Below are 16,468 nucleotides of genomic sequence, written 5' to 3'. Positions count from 1 at the left end.
GGCGTTCGCCCTTGGTGTCGCCGCGTCCGACGCTCGTCCGGCCCGCAACTCGCAGAACTGGGACGCTGGCTCGACACGGGCACACTCCGCGTCGCGGTGGACAGCACGTTCCCGCTCGCGGACGCCCGAACGGCACACGAACGCGCCTCCCAGGGCCACATCCAAGGCAAGATCGTCCCCACGGCCGCCTGACAACCTCTCTTACCTTCGAGGTCGCTTACAGAAGGTGACGCCAGCCTGGACGCTCCGAGTGCCAGCACGATCGCTGCGGGGGTCGCGATCGTGTTGGTCGGCGACGAGCGGTGTTTGCTGCTCTGGGCGGATCTGCCGCAGGCGGATATGGCTGTGAGCGGTGGTCGTGGGAGCGCAGGGTGGGGGCATGAGCGATGAACAGAGAATTCCGTTGTTCGCCGAACGAGTGCGGCGTGAGCTCTACCAGCAGCGCGTTCTCGTGCTGGACGGCCCGCTCGACGACGACAACGGCACGCTGCTGGCCACGCAGATGATCACCCTGGCGCGGGAGGACGCGTCGAGCGACATCGCGCTGTGGATCCATTCTCCCGGCGGGTCGGTTCCGGCGATGCTCGCGATCCGCGATGTCATGCGGCTCGTCCCGTGTGACGTGGCGACAATGGTGCTCGGAATCGCGTACAGCGCCGGGCAGTTCCTGCTGTCGTCCGGAACGCGCGGAAAGCGCCGCGCCATGCCGCACGCGCGGGTGCTGATGCACCAGGGGTCCGCCGGTATCGCCGGGGCCGCCGTCGACATCGAGTTGCAGGCCAACGACCTGCGGCATACCCGCGACACGGTGCTCGGGCTCATCGCCGAGGACACCGGCCAGCCCTTGGAGCGGGTCTTCGAGGACTCGCTGCACGACCGTTGGTACACGGCGCGAGAAGCGATCGAGTACGGGTTCGTCGACACGGTCGTCACCGATTTCGACGAGGTCGTGCCCACGGTTCATCGGACCATCGGGCTCGGCGTTCCCGCTGAGGAGGGCGTCCGATGAGCACCTACACAATTCCGAACGTCATCGCGCAGCACCCGCGCGGTGAACGGATCATGGACGTCTATTCGCATCTGCTGACGGAGCGGATCATCTATCTCGGCACCGCCGTCGACGCGGGCGTCGCGAACGCTCTCGTCGCGCAGTTGCTGTATCTGGAGGCGGACAGTCCGGACGCCGATATCGAGCTCTACATCAACTGCGAGGGTGGAGACCCGAGCGCGATGCTGGCCGTGTACGACACATTGCGCTTTATCCGTTCGCCGGTCGCGACGACGTGTGTCGGGCAGGCGGTCGCCGTAGGCGCCGTGCTTCTCGCCGCGGGAGCCCCGGGCAAGCGGTCCGCGCTGCCGCACACCCGGGTCGTCCTGCACCAGCCGGTGGGGCAGGGGCGCGGGGCGATCCCGGACCTGATCCTCCAGGCGGACGAGGTCGTCCGCGTCCGCGCGGACATCGAGGACATCCTCTCCCGGCACACCGGGCAGGACACCGCGACGTTGCGCGCCGACACCGATCGCGACCGCGTGTTCACCGCGCGGACGGCGCTGGAGTACGGCCTCATCGACCACGTGATCGAGGAGAAGCAGCCGTTCCCCAGGTAGGGAGTGGGCTACGCGGCCAGGGCGTACGCGGTGTGGGGGCCCGTGGTCGCCGGTGCGGACAGCAGGCCCGTAGCGACGGCGAGCGTCAGGTCGCCGAGCGTCACGTCCAGGGCGCCGGCGACCGCGGCGATCATCTCGCTGGACGGTTCCTTGACGCCGCGTTCCATCTCGGAGAGGTACTGCGGTGAGACCCCGGCGCGCTGGGCGGTCTCGACCAGGGTCTCGCCGCGGTCGAGGCGCAGGCCGCGCAGGCACTGGCCCAGGGCGTCGCGCCACAACGGCTCCGTCGGACGGGGCGTCGCGGTCGGCTCGTGCGGCTCGTGCGGCTTCTCGTCGGCGGGAATCCGTGGGCGCGTGGTCTCGGCCATGCGCACATCGTAAGTCGGCCGCCTCGTGGAGCCTACGTTTTCCGCCGACCGCTGAACGGCGCCGACGGGGGCTGCTCGGGTATGTCCAGCGTGGCGGCGATCAGGTCCCGCGTGTACGGGTGCGCGGGGGCCGTGAGCACCGGGCCCGCCTCACCGGACTCGACGACCCGGCCCTGGTTCAGGACGACGACGCGGTCCGCGAGGCTGCGCACCACCGCCAAGTTGTGCGTCACGAAGATCATCGACAGTCCGTCGGCCAGGAGCGAGCGCAGCAGTTCCACGACGGACGCCTGCACCGACACGTCCAGCGCGGAGGTCACCTCGTCGCAGATGAGGAGTTTCGGCTCGCAGACGAGGGCGCGGGCGATCGCGACGCGCTGGCGCTGGCCGCCGGACAGTTCGGCCGGACGGCGGGCGGCGAGCCGTGCCGGTATCTCCACGCGGTCCAACGCCTCCAGCACCCGCTTTCTGCCTTCGGCGGCGCCCAATCCGAAATAGTGTCGCAGGGGTACGAGAAGGCTGCTCTCGACACTGCGGTGAGGATTGAGTGAGCCGTAGGGGTTCTGGAAGATGTACTGCAATTCGCGGCGAGTTTCCTTGTGGCGTTCGCTTGCCTTGGCCGGGATCTGGCGGTCCTGGAAGGTGAGGGCTCCCTTTTGTTCTTCGTGGAGGCCCACGAGGCAGCGGGAGAGTGTGGTCTTGCCGCTGCCGGATTCGCCGACGAGTGCGAGGCATTCGCCTCGGGCCACGTTGAACGAAACGTCGAAGAGGATCTGCCTGCCGCTGTAGGCGGCGTTCAGGGCGGAGGCTGAGAGCACGTCGCGGCCCTCTTCGGGAGCCATTCGTGTCTCGGGCTCACGTGGCATGGCCCGGGGTTCTCGCAGCACTTCGTCTGTGCGCAGGCATCGGGTCAGCGTTCCCGATGGCCCGGATACGAGTTTCGGACGCGTCGTCCGGCACTCGGCGACGGCGTGGTCGCAGCGGGGCGCGAAGACGCAGCCCGTCCGGGCCTCGTCGGCGATGCTGGGGGCGCGGCCCGGGATCGGCACGAGCCGGTGCCGGTGGGTCGCGGACGGGACGGCGGCCAGCAGCGCCCGCGTGTACGGATGGGCGCCGTGGATGAGAACGTCCCGGTCGGTCCCGCTTTCGACGATCTCCCCGCCGTACATGACGGTGACTTGGTCGGCGACGTCGGCGACCACGGCGAGGTCGTGGGAGACGTAGATCGCCGCCATGTCGTGGTCCCGGCAGAGTTCGCGGACCAGCTTCAGCACGCGGGCCTGGGTGGAGACGTCGAGTCCGGTCGTCGGCTCGTCGAGCACGATCAGGCGTGGTCCGGCGGCGATCGCCATGGCGATGGCGACGCGCTGTTGCTGGCCGCCGGACAGTTGCCGGGGACGGCGTTTCAGGAACGCGTCGTCGCTGGGCAGGCCCACGGTGTCGAGCAGTTGCCGGACGCGCGGGAGCGCTTCGCGTTTCGGCGTCCGCAGCCCCTCGGTGAGCTGGGTGGCGAGGGTCAGGCTCGGGTTCAGCGCGGTCGCCGGGTCCTGCGCAACGTGCGCGACCGTGCTTCCCCGCGCGCGGCGCAGCTGTCCCTCTGGGAGGGTGAGCAGGTCGACGCCGTCGATGACGACCCGTCCGCTGGTGATCGTCGTGCCCTTCCGCGAGAATCCCAGCAGGGCGAGCGCGAGGGTGCTCTTGCCGGAGCCGGACTCGCCGACCACGCCCATGACCTCGCCCCGGCCGAGCGTGAAGGAGACGTCCTGGACGATGTCGTTCCCCGTGGCGTCGGCCGTCACGGTGACGCCTGAGACCTCCACTTCTTGCGCCATTCTCAGCCTTTCCCTTCCGTGCGGCCGACCGTTCTGGAGAGGGACTCGGCGATCAGGTTGCCGCCGAGCGCCATCATGAGGATCAGCGCGATCGGTGCCAGGACGGGGAGCGGGGCGACCGAAAGGCCGTCCTGGTTCTCGCCGACCATGAGGCCCCAGTCAGCGGCGGGGGGCGCGATTCCGAAACCGAGATAGCTCAGCGAGGCGATCGCCGCGATGGCCCAGACGAGCCGCATTCCGGCCTCCACCATGAGCGGTGAGATGACGCCGGGCAGCACCTCCCGGACGAGGATGTGCGTCGGCGGCAGCCCGTTCGCCCTGGCCCAGAGCACATATTCGCTGCCGACCACCGGAAGGGCGGCGCCCCGCAGCACGCGGGAGACGCCGGGCGCGAACGCCACCCCGACGAGGACCGCGGTGAGCAGGGTGCTCCGGCCGAGCATGGACACGAAAAGAAGCACGAAGATGATTTCCGGAAAGCTGAGCAGGACGTCCATGGCGCGCATGAGCAGCGCGTCGACGGCCCCTCCCTTGTAGGCCGCGGTGAGGCCGACGAGGGTGCCGAGGAAAACGCCGATGCCCGCGGCGAGGATCGCCATCCACGACAGGCTCAGGCCACCGTTGAGCAGACGGCTCAGAACGTCGCGGCCCAGAATGTCGGTTCCCAGCGGGAAGCGCGAGCCCGGGCCCTCCAATGGTCGTCCGACGATGGCGTCGGGCGCGTGGCGGGCGAAGAAGTGACCGAACACGACCAGAAGCCCGATCAGGGTGAGGAGGGCGATCCCCAGGCGGGCCTGCCCGGTGCGGGCGACGCGGCCGAGCGTCGAAGGGCCGGTTCTCTGATTCACCGCTTTCTCCCTCATCGTGTCCTCGTCATGGCCGCGAAGACGTCCGCCAGAAGGTTGAACAGGTAGTAGGTGGTCGCGAGCACGAGGATGCACGCCTGCATGACGGGCAGGTCATGGGCGTTCACCGCGCTGACCACCGCCGTCCCGAGCCCCGGATAGGAGTAGACCTCCTCGACCACGACGACACCCGTAATGGTGATCGCCGCGACCAGCCCGGCGGCCGGAAGGCTCGCCGCGATGGCGTTGGGAAGGGCGTGCCGGAACAGGATCCGCCGGTCGCTGAGCCCTTTCAGTAGGGCCGTCTGGACGTATTCGCTGTCCATCGCGTCGATGAACGAGGCGCGGACCAGGCGTCCGAGATACATGACGCCGATGACGAGGCGGCGTAGCAGCCACCCGAAGGACGCGCGTTGTGAGTCCGTCGATTGCACGGAGGTCAGCTTCCGACTGTCACGTTCGTCAGGAAGGTGAGCGGGCGTCCGCTCACGTCCGGCACCAGTCCGTGGACCTTGCTCCGATAAGGCAGCAGCACGTTCGCGAACGCGGGCGTTATCATCGGCCCCTGCTCGTATTCGATCTTGTGCATCTGGTTCATGATCGAGCACTGCCGCTGTTCGGGCGCGGCGAAGAGTTTGCCCGCGAGGTCGGCGAACTCGGAGTTCTCCCAGTGGGCGGCGTTCGCCACGCGGCGCGGCAGGAGTGACGTGATCACGTACGGCAGATAGGGCAGCGTGTTGAAGTCGATGAACACCGGCCACTTGCCCCATTTCGACAGGAACTCCTGGGGCGTGACGACATTGACGGCGACCTTCACGCCCGCTTTCGCGGCGTTCTCGGCGAACACCTGGGCGAGTTCCTGCATGCCGGGCAGAAGGCCGTCCGTCGCGATGGAGAACGACAAGTCACTTTGGCCCGCGTCGGCGAGAAGTTTCTTCGCCTGGGCGATGTCCTGGGTGCGCTGGGGCATGTCGGGAGCGGGGCATTGCGGCGTTCCGGCCTCGTGGTCGTTCGCCACGCGGGCATATCCGCCGAAGGCGTTGGACACCACTTGCCGCCGGTCGACGAGAAGGCGCAGCGCCTGCCGCACCCGCACATCGTCGAACGGCGCCACCGCCGTGTTGAGACCGATCCGCAGTGTGAAGTCGCCCTTGCTGTCGAGCAGTTTCAGGTCGTCCTTGCCGCCGAGCGACTTCGCGATGGCGGGGGTCGCGCCCGAGGCGACGTCGACCTCGTTGGAGAGCAGGGCGTTCGCCTGCGCCTGCTGGCTCTGGTACTCGATGATCTCGACCGCGCCGAGCTTCGGCCTGGTTCCCCAGTAACGGTCGAAACGGTTCAGGGACGACTGCCGTCCGGCGGTGAAGGCCTTGACGGCGAACGGCCCGGTGCCGATCGGCTTCGCGGGCGCCGAGCCCGCCTTCGTCATGGGGAGGAAGACGTTGGCCCAGATGTCCTTGAACGGGCCGAACGGCTTGCTCAGGCCGACCCGGACGGTCAGGTCGTCCACCGCCTTGACCTTGCCGGGGTCGATCATCTCGATCAGGGCCAGGCCCTGGACGGCGTGCTCGGGGTCGCGCAGATACGCGATGCTCGCCACCACGTCGGCGGAGGTGAAGGGGCTTCCGTCGGTGAACGTGACGCCGGGACGAAGCTTGATCGTCCATTCGGTGAGGTCCGCGTTCGGCGTCATGTCGGTGGCGAGGCGCCATTCGAATTCCCCCGTGGGGCTGAGGGCGGTGAGGCCCTCGTACAGCAGCGAGCTGCGCAGTTCCTGCGTGGGGCTCTGGTTGCTCGCGTAGGGGTTGAGGCTCTCGCCCGCGTCGGTGGACGCGGCGATGCGAAGCGTCCCGCTCCCCGCGCCGCGCGACCGATCCGAGGGGGCGCAGCCCACGAGGGCCGACGCGGTGAGCGCGGCGCCGGTCGCGGCGGCGAGCAGCCTGACTGGAAGGCGTCCGGTCGACGCGCCTGACATGACGGCGGTTCCGGAGCGTGGGGGTATGTGCGGCACCGGTCACTCCCATCCCGAGTGGTGGACGATCTAATCGATTAGACCAAGCCCCGTGGATCGGGACTGGAGGAGCTATTCAGCAGACTACGACGGTCTCTGGCCTGGGGGAAGGGGGGCCGGCAAATCCGTTTGTAGCCAAACAGAGGGGTGCTCTAAGCGATTAGACCCTGTTACTCTCGGCCCAGGCCGCTCAGCAAGGCGGCCACAGGGAAGGGACACACGATGACCAGTCCGTACGAGCACCTGTTCGTCAGGAAGATGCAGAACTGCCTCGACGACCTTGTCAACGAGGGAGCCGCCGCCGGGACGGAGGAACCGGCGAACGTGGGCGAGGCGCTCGCGCTCATGCGGGTGAACGAGGTGCCCGAGAGCAAGATCCATCTGACGTACTGTTGGATCCACCCGTGCACGGAGCCGGTGCAGTGGGTCAAGGAACACCAGCACGACTATGACGAGATCCTGATCTGGCACGGCAACAACCCCGACGACGTGGACGATCTCGGCGCGGAGATCTATCTCGACATCGAGGGCGTCCGGCACACGATCACGACGAGCGGCTCGGTGTACCTCCCCGCGGGGATCCGGCACTGCCCGCTCGGCTTCGTCCGCGTCGACCGCCCGTTCCGGTTCAGTGCCCTGTCACTGAGCCCGACCTACGGATCGGACGAGCACAAGCCCACCATCGCGGCCGTGCCGTAGGGCGTACTGAAACACCCGGAAACACCGCGCCTCAGGGCGACTAAGACACCGCCCCGTCGTCCGCGCGCGTACGGCGGGGCGGGCACTCCTGGCAGGACACGCCTTCCCTGGCAAGACGCGCGTTCCACGGGACGCTCAGCAGCCGCAGGTCACGCCGATGCTGAGCGTCCCGTCCAGGACCACCGGCGGCACCGCTCCCCCACCGTCGTAGAAGCTCTTCTCCAGAACGTCGAACGCGCTGACCGCGAGATCCTCAAGCGGCAGGCTGACGGTGGTGAGCGGAAAGCTCCCGAACCGCGCCTCCCGAATACCGTCGAAGCCCACGACCGCGAGGTCGCCGGGCACGCGCAACCCCAGGCTCGTCGCCGCGCGGATCGTCACGAACGCCTGCTCGTCGGTGGTGGTGTAGATCGCACGGGGCCGGTCCGCCGCCTCCAGGACGGGTCGCACCGCCCGCTCCGCCTCGACCCGGTCGAAGGAGACCCGGACGAGCCGTCCGTCCGTGGGGAGGTTCGCGTCCTCCATCGCGCGGCGCCAGCCACCCTCCCGGCCCTCCGCCGGGCCCTCCTCCAGCTCCCCGGCCACGCAGAAGATGTCCTCGTAGCCGTGCCAGAGCAGATGCTCGACGGCCAGCCGCGCGCCCTGGAAGTCGTTGAAGACGACGCTCGGCGACGTGCTGTCGGGACCGGCCCACTGCACGTAGACCCGGGGCGTCTCGTCCTCCGGGTGCGGCTCCTCGCCGGTCGTGACGAAGATCCCGCGCGGACGCAGTTCCGAGAACGCCTCGCTGTACTCGTCGCCGAGGGACGAGCCGTAGCCGATGTTGCCGAGCAGCGTCAGCAGGCCGCGGCGGCGTCCCTCCGCCTCGATGTGGCGGGACAGCTCGCCGAAGAAGGCGTTCGCCGTGTCGGGCACCAGCAGGCCGACGAGGTTGGACCGGCCGCCGCTCAACGCCCCGGCGAGCGGGTTGCGCCGGTAGCCGAGCATCTGGATGGCTTCCTCGACCTTGACCCTGGTCTTCGCGGAGACCGGACGCGGCCCGCCGTTCAGGACGTAGCTGACGACCGCCGTGGACGTCCCCGCGAGACGTCCGACGTCGAGAAGGGTGGGCCTGCGCACAGAACGGTCCGAGCCCTTGTTACCTGTCACCTTGCGTAGCCACCCCTGGTTCCGGCTACCGACCGCGCCGCCGCCACTGACGAGAACTCCGTCACCTCAGGATACGCGGGCCCGAGGTCACATGGTCTGGGGTCACGGGTCTGGGGGTCACATGGTCTTCAGAGTGGAGCGGGTGAAGAACTCGACTTCGGCGATGCAGACCTGGCGGTTGTCCGCGACGCCGTAGGCGGAGCTGATCGTCAGCCGGACCCGCACGACGTTCTCGCCGCGCAGCTTGAGCTTCTGCGGGCCGGGGGCGTCGTCGAGGTGCAGCTTCGTGGTCCTGCTCTTGCCGTCGGACGAGAACACGGTGGCGTCCAGGATCTGGGGACGGGCCTGCGTGGCGTACTTGTCCGGCTGCGGGGAGATCCCCGAGGTGATGATCAGGTTGAGCAGCCGGCGCGGCTGGACGAAGGACGCCTCCAGACTGACGTCCTGGCCGCCGCCGCCGTAGCCGTTGCCCCAGAACGTGTTGCTGAGCCCGTCGAACGCGAGTTGCGGCCCGTGGTTCGGGTCGGAGTGCGACGCCTTCCACGCGTTCGCCGATATGGGCGCCCGCTTGACGAAGTGGTCGACGATCCCGTTGGCCGCGTCGTCGGTCTTCACCGCGGCCAGCCAGACCAGCGGGACGACCAGCAGGAGCAGTACCGGGATGAGCAGCAGGCCGTTCGGGCCGCGGCGGATCCGCGGCCGTTCCCCGGCCCAGGGCGCCTCCCGGTCCCGGGCGGTGCCGCCGCCGAACAGGCGCTGCCACCAGGTGCGGGTGCGGTACCCGTCCTTGTCGGCGGCTGCCAGGGGCATCGCGCACTGGAGGCAGAAGTGCCGGTTGGGCGGGTTCGGCGTGTCGCACCAGGGGCAGGGGACGCCGCCCGTCGCGGCCGGACGTTCGGTGCGCCGCACCTGCGGCCTGGCGGGGTCGGGACGTCCCGGCAGCACCGGGGTGGGGCCCTGCGGCGGGGGCGGCGGGCTCTCGGGGGTCACCGGGATCAGCAACCGCCGCGCCCGCTCCTCCCTGCCCTGCGCCCGCCCACCCCGCTGCTGCGGCGGCCCCATCTGCTGCGGCGGCCCTGCCTGCTGTGGAGGCCCCGCCTGCGGGGGCGGTCCTGCCTGCGGGGGGCGTCCCTGCTGTGGCGGCGGTCCTTGATATTGCGGCGGGCCCTGGTGTTGGGGCGGGCCCTGGTGTTGGGGTGGCTGGTGTGGGGGGCGTCCCTGCGGCGGAGGGCCTTCCGGCGGACCGGCGACGTGGACGTCGCCCGTCTGGGGTGCGGGCGGAGGAGCGGGGGGCGCGGGTTCGGGGGGCGGGGTGTGGTCCCGTGTCCAGCTCAGCACCGCGCCGCACCGGTCGCAGAACGAGCCGCTCTGGTTGCTGGCCCCGCAGTTCGCGCAGATTCCGGCCGTCGTCACTGCTGTGTCCCTTCCTTCACGACATGTACGGCGTAGGGGACGTGGGCGGGACGGACGGCACCGACCAGGGCGTCCAACCTCCGCTCGTCCACCTTCGAGGGATCGGGGACCCTCACGACCACTTCGAGGCGCGGCTCCCTCTCACCGGGAAACTGCCCGCGCGGCCGTTCCGACCAGGCCGCGCCGCCGCTCTCGGCGATCTCGGGCGTCACCCCGAAGCCGAGCCGGACGGCGGTGGCCAGGCCCCGGCGGGTGCCGCGCAGCCGGTGCAGCGCCGTCGCGGCGGCGACCGCGCCCCGGGCCTGCCGCTCGGTCTCCTCGCCGTGCAGCTCGGCGCCGACCCAGTCCGCCAGCCAGCCGACGAAGTCGATCGGCGCCAGGTCCGGCGAGAAGTACGCCTCCAGGCAGTCGAGCACCGTCATCAGCGGCGCGAACAGGTCGTCCAGGCCGCTCACGTACCGCTGGATGAGGTCGTCCTCGGCGAACACGGACGGGAGCCTCGGGCCCAGCGGATGCGGCGAGTGCAGGCCGTCGACGGCGCCCCTCATGACGCTCCCCCGAGCACCCTGACCTTGTGGTCGTAGGAGAAGACCAGGGCCGTGGCGTCCAGGTCGATGCGGTCGACGGCGTCGCCGCGCTTGCCGGTCAGCGGGTCGGCGGCGTGCAGCCGCACCTCGTCGACCAACTCCACGCCCGGCACCCGTTGCAGGACGGCGAAGACCTCCCCGGCCTGGAGGGGGCGTCCGAACTGCCAGCCCCGGCCGTCCGAGCCGCCGGTCAGCGGGTCGAGATGGGCGTACAGGGCGTCGAGCGCGGCGTTGCGGACGCGCTCGGCCTCGGTGCTGCCGAAGGCGTGCATCGTGGCGACGACGGTGACGCCCTGGTAGAACGGCGGGCCGACCGCGAGCCGGATCCCGATCGGACGCCGGTCGTCCAGATGGCGGGTGACGCGGCGCAGCAGGTCGTCGCCGGGCACCAGTTGCTCGAACCGGAGTCGTCCGCCCGGGTCGGCCACGGCCTGCGGCACCACCAGGACGCGGACGGCGCCCGCGCCCGAGCCGTCCACCGGCAGGCAGCGGATCCGCGCGGCGTCCGGCGCGGCCCGCCGCGCCAGCTCCTCGTAGTCGCGCGGGGTGACCGCACGGTCCTGGGCGCGCAGCGCGATCGGGGCGCGCAGTTTCGCCTCCTCCAGGGTCTCGGCGTCGACGCCGCCGCGCGCGGCCTCCCGGTTCTCGATCCGCGCGACGTACGGGATCGAGGTGCGGAGCACGCTCAACGCTCCGCGCGCCACGTTGCCGGTGCGTCCACCACCCGTGCGGTAGCGGCGAGCGCGCAGCACCGCGCCCTTCCTCGGGACGGCGCCGTGCTGCCGGAGCCGCCCGTCCGGGGCGCGGACGGCGGGCCCGAACGAGATCTCCCCCACCGACGCGTCGAGCCGGAAGTGCGCGTCGCCCGGCCCGGACGCGGAGAAGTGGTCGACGATCTGCCATTCCCGCCAGCCGCCGCCCTCCCCGTCCCCGTCCCCGTCGGCGGCGGCGTCGGACGACTCGAGGACGAGCGGCGGATCGTCCGCCACGATGGGGGCGCGTTCGGTGTGGAACCGCTCCCCCGGGACGCCCGCCGCCTCGCCGAGCGTCTCGTCCACGACGGTCTCGGCGTGGATCGCGCCCGTCGTCCCGCCGATGGTGGCGGCCTCGGCGGCCCGGATCGTCGGGGACACCGAGTAGAACGGCTGCCCGGACTGCGGCTCGGTCACCCGGCAGCGCAGCCACCCGGCCTCCTGCGTCCCCACACGGGACATGACGTGCCCGTCCGGAACGTGCAGGATCACTTCGCCCGGACGGTTCAGCCCACCCGTCCCGTCGGACTCGACCTCGCACCACCGCCAGCCCTCACCGGTCCACGCCTCCCAGCGCAGTGGTGGTTGCCGGGGGTCGACGCCGACGCCGTCGACCCGGCTGTCCAGCGTGATCAGCACCGCGCACGACGGGACCGCCGCCGACAACCCGATCGCGAGCACGTCCCCGGGGCGGGGCACTTCGGAGAAACAGGAGAAGTCCTCCTGGCTCTGGACGTCGGCGGTGTGGTCGACGGCCGGGCCGCCCCCGGGCTGCACGGCGACGGCGGTCAGCTCGCTCGGCACGATCCGGAGGTCGCGTTCGGTGGTGAACACGATGGCCTCCTCCTGCTCGGTGCGCTGGGTCGCGATCTCCACGCCGGTGGGCAACATGACGTCCTGCTCCTGCGGCGCCGACAGCCAGAACGTGACGTCGGCGCGGGCGGCGGCGGGCGGCAGCAGCGTGATGCCGAGCAGGTCGAGGAACGCGATGTGGTTCTTCTCCGGCACCCGGTTCAGCCGGTACACGAGCTGGTCGACCATGTGCGCGACGGCCTCGACCAGCGTCACGCCCGGGTCGGAGACGTTGTGGTCGGTCCACTCCGGGCAGCGCTGCTGGATGTAGCGCTTGGCGTCGTCCACGAACTGCTGGAAACGCCGGTCGTCGAGATTGGGCGCGGGCAGGGACATCAGGAGTCTTCGCTCTCGGTGGACGGGTCGTCGTGCGACGGGATCACATAGAACGGGAAGACGAGGTTGCGCGGGTTGTTCGTGCCGCGTATCTCGTAGCGGATGTCGATGAACAGCGCGGCGCCCTCGTCGGGGGCCACGGTCACCACCACGTCGGAGACCTCGATGCGCGGCTCCCAGCGGTCCAGGCTGGTGCGCACCTCGTAGGCGATGCGTCCCGCGGTCTCCTCGTTGACGGGCGCGAACACCATGTCGTGGATCGCGCAGCCGAAGTCGGGACGGGTCGGACGTTCGCCCGGCGCCGTGGCCAGCACCAGCCGGATCGCCTCCTCGACCTCCCGTTCCCCGGTGACCAGCACGATCCCGCCCGACGCGCTGACCCGCATCGGAAAACCCCATCCCGCGCCAACGAACTGTTCGCCCATCACTTCCCCCCGATCAGGTCGGCACGATCATGACGAGCTTGTTGCCCATCGTGAGCAGCCCGTTCACGTTGAGCTTGCCCATGGCCTCGGTCATCCCGGTGAGCCTGATGTTCGCGCCGTTGAGCCCGATGCTCGCGCCGCTGAGCATGATGTTGGCCGCGTTGATCCCGATGCTCGCCGACCGCAGGTCGAGCCGGGTGGCGGCGTTGATCCGCACGACCGGGCCGGTGAGCGTCACCGTCCGCTTCCCGGAGATCTCGACGCTGCCGTCGCTGTGCACGGTGAGCCGGGTGCCCGTCTCCCGCATCTCGACCGTCATCCGGTCGTCGCCGGTCGCGACCTTGACGCCGTGTTGGCCGGGGGCGTCCACCAGTTCCAGCCGGTTCCCGGTGCGGGACGCGACGCTGCGCCAGTTGACCCGTCCGGACGACCCGACCACCGGCAGCCGCCGGTACGTGGGCAGTTTGTCCTTGCCGTTGTAGAGGCCGCCGATGACATACGGGTGGTCGAGGGCGCCGCGGTCGAACGCCACCAGCACCTCGTCCTGCACCTCCGGCATGAGGAGCCCGCCGCCGCGCACCCCGCCGTACTGCACGACCCGCGCCCAGTCGCTGACGTAGTCCTTGTCCAGCCAGGGGAAGCGCAGCTTGACCCGCCCCTTGCGCTGCGGGTCCTGGATGTCGGTGACGATCGCGGTCACGACCCCCGGCATCTTCGGCGGGGCGGACGCGGCGCCGCCGGACGCCAGCCCGAACAGCGAACGGTGCTGGCGGCCCGACACCGTCAGCCACGTCTCGTACCGCTCCCCCGTCATGAACACGTGCCGGGCGGTGGTGACGGTGTACTTGCCCTCGAACGGCCAGCCGATCCTGTTCAGCGCGACCGGCAGCCCCGGGCGCAGCTTCGGGTCGCCGAGCACCTCGGCCTGGAGTTCGGCGAACGCGGCGCTCACGTCGGACGCGAGCGCCTTGGCGGCCTCCTTGACCTGCGCGTGCGTGTCGTAGGGGACGCCGGTCTCGACCAGCTCGGTCTTCCCGAACGGCGAGGTCGCCGCGCCGGGGGCCATCCCGATCGCCAGTTCCTTGTTCTTGATGGCGGGCGCCTCGGCGATCACCTCGTCCTTGCGGCGGACGTCCCAGCCCCGCACCTGGACCGTGTCGACCTGGTCAGCGGCGGTGACCCCCGTCCGGCAGCGCAGCAGGTTCGCCCCGAACTCCAGCACGAACGGGCTGGTCTCCGCCTTCGCGCCCGCGCCCGGCGCGCCCGACGCCGGTTTCGGCTGGACGAACCTGAACTCCCCCTCGTCGGAGAAGTACATGTCGACGCCGTTCTCGGCGGCCAGCCTGGCCAGGAAGTCCCAGTCGGTCACGTTCGGCTGGGTGACCCGCTCGTACACCGTTTTCGTCGGGTCGATGCGGCCGACCTTCAGACGGTTCCGCGTCGCGAGCTTGCGGGCGATGTCGGACGCCGTCATGTTCTCGTACCCGGCGACGCGCCTGCTGCGCAGCAGCCGGTGCCCCGGGTCGTAGCCGCGCACCACGCTGAACTTGCCGGTGCCGTCAATGTCGGCCTCCAGGGCCGTGACCTCCCCGGTGAACAGCGGTTTGCCGCCGTCCTTGCCGATCGCCATCGCGCGCAGCACGACCTTGGAGCCGAGCTTGACCCCGAGGCGCTTCAGCAGCCGCCGTCCCGGGTCGCGGAACGTCAACTGGAAGGTGGCGGGCACGTTCACGCTGGTGTCCACCCAGCCCTCGACCAGGCTCCGCCTCTGCTCGGGCGTCAGCACCCGGCCGTCGATCGTCACGGCGAGCTGATTGGTGTAGGTGCCCTTCGACACGGCTTCCCCCTAGTCCCGGATGTCCTCTGCGGCGGGCAGCAACAGTTCCCGTCCCGGCGCCAGCCGCATCGGGTCGTCGATCTCGTTGGCCTCGGCGATCACCCGCCACGCCGTCGGGTCGCCGTACTCCCGCCACGCCAGGGACTGCAACGTGTCACCCGTCACCAGCCGGTGGACGCTGCGCGCCGTCAACGCCCCCGACGTCGGGTTCTGTGCCGGTGTGGCCTGCGGGATCTCCTCCAGCGACAGCTTGCACACGGCGCGGACCGGCGCCCCCGTCGAGCTGAACAGCGTGTAGGACGCGCTCAACTGCCGCACGTACGCGACGAACCGGACGGTCGTGAACCCGCCCCACTCGAAGATCACCCACGGTGGCGACGAGCGGTCCGGGAGGCTGGACGGCGCCGGACGCAGGCACGAGAACAGCGCCTCCACGTCCTTGCGCACCTTGGCGTTGCCCGGACGGTCCGAGGAGTCGAGGAAGATCTCCAGGTCGAGGCTCTGCTGCCCGCTGCCCAGATACTCCACCTTCGCCCCGGCCCGCGTCGCGATCGCCGGGGTGTACTCCCAGTTCGTCGACTTGGACAGCTCCAGCTGCGCCGGGTTGAACTGGAACTTGACCCGCTTCATCAGGCCGCCGGGGCGCGTCCCGTCGCCCGCGGGCGGGTTGTGGATGCTGAGCGTCGCGCGGACATGGCTCGTCTTGCTCGTCATCGGCTCGTGAACCCGTGATGCGCGATCTCCAGGACCTCCGTCGCGACCGCCGGGCTGTTGGGGTCGAGCGTGGGGCCCGTCCAGCTCACCGGCACCACGTCCATGAGGCCCCACCGCGCCACCAGCGAACCGTCGGCCCGCAACGCCTCGATCTGCGCCGTCGGCCGCTTGATCCCCGTCGCCACCGACGAGATCCAGGCCGTGACCTTGGTCGTCTCCTCGTTGATCGGCCTGGTCAGCCGGACGTTGGAGTGCCGCACCCGGGACGGCAGTTGCCACACGTGCCCGTTGTTGCCACCCTCTTCCCGCTGCTCGATGTCCACCTGCGCCGCGAGCCCGTCGCAGCCGGTGAAGCTCCCCAGGCTCTCCCCGTCGATGGTGAGCCGGAAGAAGGCCGTCGAGCCCGGATCCTTTCTCGCCGTCATCGCACTCCTCAGTAGGTTCGCGAGTCGCGCAACCGCCCGACCCGTTCCCGGTCCATCCGCAGCTCCGCCCGCAACAACCGCGAGAGCGGGCCCACCAGCCGCCGGGCCAACTCGTCCAGATCCACCTCGTCCGGCCGCTCCGGCTCCCGCCGCGCCGCCTCCCGCCGCTCCGGTTCCCGCCGCTCGGTCTCCCGCCGCTCCGGTGCGCGCCGCCGCGCGGGTGGCGCCGAACGACGCGCCCTCTGCACGGGCGTCGCGTCACGCTGCACCGTCGGACCGGACGCGGGACGGGGAGCGGGCCCGGCGGCCTCTTGCACGAGGGAGTGGGATGAGGCCGCCGGACCCGCGGCAGGCGTCCCCGGAACCTTCTCGGTCCCGGGGACCCGGTGCACCGGTTCCGGCACCACGGCACTGGGCGGTGTGACCGCGGCACGTTGAACCGGTGCCCGCGCGGGGGCTGTCGGCCGAGGGGCCTCGGCACGCCGGAGGGGAACGGGGGGCGCTGCCGCGCCCGGCCCGTTCCCCGTCCCGGACACCTCGTCCGGGGCAGCACGCGCTGGAATCCCCACGCCCGGAGCGCGGGGTGCCGGTCCCCGGGCGGGATGCCCGACGACCGGT

The 16,468-nt window shown here is 70.6% G+C and carries 17 protein-coding genes and 1 pseudogene; 4 read left to right on the top strand and 14 right to left on the bottom strand.

What is annotated here, in order from left to right:
• Positions 1-36: 36 nt before the first annotated feature.
• From ABD808_RS01380 to ABD808_RS01370, 3 genes and pseudogenes are all read left to right on the top strand, one after another.
• Positions 37-192: pseudogene (locus ABD808_RS01380) on the top strand (zinc-binding dehydrogenase); the annotation flags it as partial.
• 187 nt (positions 193-379) lie between these two features.
• Entirely contained in the window at positions 380-1,009 is a 630-nt protein-coding gene (locus ABD808_RS01375; protein WP_344888229.1) for a ClpP family protease, read from the top strand.
• Positions 1,006-1,608 (top strand): ClpP family protease, encoded by a 603-nt coding sequence (locus tag ABD808_RS01370; protein WP_344888225.1) that lies wholly within the window; start codon positions 1,006-1,008, stop codon positions 1,606-1,608. Before ABD808_RS01375 ends, ABD808_RS01370 begins: the two co-directional genes overlap by 4 nt.
• Before the next feature lie 8 nt (positions 1,609-1,616).
• Here ABD808_RS01370 and ABD808_RS01365 read toward each other — a convergent pair whose 3' ends face one another.
• From ABD808_RS01365 to ABD808_RS01345, 5 genes are read right to left on the bottom strand one after another with little or no spacing between them, the layout of a single operon-like run.
• Entirely contained in the window at positions 1,617-1,976 is a 360-nt protein-coding gene (locus tag ABD808_RS01365) for a helix-turn-helix domain-containing protein (protein ID WP_344888222.1), read from the bottom strand.
• 32 nt (positions 1,977-2,008) lie between these two features.
• Positions 2,009-3,808 (bottom strand): dipeptide ABC transporter ATP-binding protein, encoded by a 1,800-nt coding sequence (locus ABD808_RS01360; protein ID WP_344888217.1) that lies wholly within the window; start codon positions 3,806-3,808, stop codon positions 2,009-2,011.
• Between the two features lie 2 nt (positions 3,809-3,810).
• The gene (locus ABD808_RS01355; protein ID WP_344888214.1) at positions 3,811-4,656 is read right to left on the bottom strand and encodes an ABC transporter permease; all 846 of its coding nucleotides are present in this window, start codon (positions 4,654-4,656) and stop codon (positions 3,811-3,813) included.
• Between the two features lie 11 nt (positions 4,657-4,667).
• Positions 4,668-5,087 carry an ABC transporter permease subunit gene (locus ABD808_RS01350; protein ID WP_344888211.1) on the bottom strand — a complete coding sequence of 140 codons (420 nt, stop codon included), beginning with the start codon at positions 5,085-5,087 and terminating at the stop codon, positions 4,668-4,670.
• 5 nt (positions 5,088-5,092) lie between these two features.
• The gene (locus tag ABD808_RS01345; protein WP_344888208.1) at positions 5,093-6,625 is read right to left on the bottom strand and encodes an ABC transporter substrate-binding protein; all 1,533 of its coding nucleotides are present in this window, start codon (positions 6,623-6,625) and stop codon (positions 5,093-5,095) included.
• A 258-nt stretch (positions 6,626-6,883) separates the two neighbouring features.
• On the opposite strand from ABD808_RS01345, the gene ABD808_RS01340 reads away from it, so the two are divergent.
• The gene (locus ABD808_RS01340; RefSeq protein WP_344888204.1) at positions 6,884-7,360 is read left to right on the top strand and encodes a hypothetical protein; all 477 of its coding nucleotides are present in this window, start codon (positions 6,884-6,886) and stop codon (positions 7,358-7,360) included.
• Positions 7,361-7,495: 135 nt separating this feature from the next.
• On the opposite strand, the gene ABD808_RS01335 is transcribed toward ABD808_RS01340, so the two are convergent.
• The 9 genes from ABD808_RS01335 to ABD808_RS01295 all read right to left on the bottom strand — a co-directional run bounded on the left by ABD808_RS01335 (position 7,496) and on the right by ABD808_RS01295 (position 16,119).
• Positions 7,496-8,509: a LacI family DNA-binding transcriptional regulator gene (locus ABD808_RS01335; RefSeq protein ID WP_344888199.1), complete on the bottom strand. Its 1,014-nt coding sequence runs from the start codon at positions 8,507-8,509 to the stop codon at positions 7,496-7,498.
• Positions 8,510-8,626: 117 nt separating this feature from the next.
• On the bottom strand, positions 8,627-9,922 hold the full coding sequence (locus ABD808_RS01330) for an NADase-type glycan-binding domain-containing protein (protein WP_344888196.1): 1,296 nt from the start codon (positions 9,920-9,922) through the stop codon (positions 8,627-8,629).
• The gene (locus tag ABD808_RS01325) at positions 9,919-10,470 is read right to left on the bottom strand and encodes a phage tail protein (protein WP_344888193.1); all 552 of its coding nucleotides are present in this window, start codon (positions 10,468-10,470) and stop codon (positions 9,919-9,921) included. The genes ABD808_RS01330 and ABD808_RS01325 overlap by 4 nt, the downstream gene beginning before the upstream one ends.
• The gene (locus tag ABD808_RS01320; RefSeq protein ID WP_344888190.1) at positions 10,467-12,449 is read right to left on the bottom strand and encodes a putative baseplate assembly protein; all 1,983 of its coding nucleotides are present in this window, start codon (positions 12,447-12,449) and stop codon (positions 10,467-10,469) included. Before ABD808_RS01320 ends, ABD808_RS01325 begins: the two co-directional genes overlap by 4 nt.
• Positions 12,449-12,835, bottom strand: a complete 387-nt coding sequence (locus ABD808_RS01315; RefSeq protein ID WP_344888187.1) for a GPW/gp25 family protein — start codon at positions 12,833-12,835, stop codon at positions 12,449-12,451. Before ABD808_RS01315 ends, ABD808_RS01320 begins: the two co-directional genes overlap by 1 nt.
• A 52-nt stretch (positions 12,836-12,887) precedes the next feature.
• Positions 12,888-14,711: a VgrG-related protein gene (locus ABD808_RS01310; RefSeq protein ID WP_344888184.1), complete on the bottom strand. Its 1,824-nt coding sequence runs from the start codon at positions 14,709-14,711 to the stop codon at positions 12,888-12,890.
• Positions 14,712-14,720: 9 nt separating this feature from the next.
• The gene (locus tag ABD808_RS01305; protein ID WP_344888181.1) at positions 14,721-15,425 is read right to left on the bottom strand and encodes a CIS tube protein; all 705 of its coding nucleotides are present in this window, start codon (positions 15,423-15,425) and stop codon (positions 14,721-14,723) included.
• A complete protein-coding gene (locus ABD808_RS01300) occupies positions 15,422-15,850 on the bottom strand; it encodes a phage tail protein (RefSeq protein WP_344888178.1) in 429 nt (142 codons plus the stop codon). The genes ABD808_RS01305 and ABD808_RS01300 overlap by 4 nt, the downstream gene beginning before the upstream one ends.
• 8 nt (positions 15,851-15,858) lie before the next feature.
• A complete protein-coding gene (locus tag ABD808_RS01295) occupies positions 15,859-16,119 on the bottom strand; it encodes a hypothetical protein (RefSeq protein WP_344888175.1) in 261 nt (86 codons plus the stop codon).
• Between the last annotated feature and the right edge of the window lie 349 nt (positions 16,120-16,468).

This window comes from Actinomadura meridiana (genome assembly GCF_039537545.1).
Classification (GTDB): domain Bacteria; phylum Actinomycetota; class Actinomycetes; order Streptosporangiales; family Streptosporangiaceae; genus Spirillospora; species Spirillospora meridiana.
Note: the sequence above shows the minus strand (reverse complement) of the source record. Positions and strands in the feature narration are given on the sequence as shown.